1 protein-coding gene is annotated in these 299 nt (G+C 63.5%); it reads left to right on the top strand.

Annotated elements, in window-relative coordinates; all coding sequences use genetic code 11:
- Positions 1-299 (top strand): endonuclease/exonuclease/phosphatase family protein (locus BK660_RS30405; protein WP_404942967.1); only part of this gene is annotated, 299 nt, incomplete at both ends.

Below are 299 nucleotides of genomic sequence, written 5' to 3'. Positions count from 1 at the left end.
CCATGAGCAGCATCCGAGGCGCTACAGCAAGTGGCCGGCGTTGCCGCAGTACGAATTCCTCGCCGACAGTTTGTGGCCGCAGTTCGCCTATGGCCGCAGCGCGGTCTACCCGGCGGGCGATCACGGCAATGCGCTGCTGTCGAAATTCCAGATCATTCGCCATGACAACCTGGACGTGTCGATCAGCGGCCATGAATACCGCAGCCTCCTGCATTGCGTGCTGCGCCTGCCCGGCGACGGCCAGGAAAGCCACGCCATCTGCGTGCACCTGGGACTGCGTGAAACCCATCGCACGGAAC

Origin of the sequence: Pseudomonas brassicacearum (assembly GCF_003732265.1) — a bacterium.
GTDB lineage: Bacteria > Pseudomonadota > Gammaproteobacteria > Pseudomonadales > Pseudomonadaceae > Aquipseudomonas > Aquipseudomonas brassicacearum_D.
This window is presented reverse-complemented; position numbering and strand designations above follow the sequence as displayed.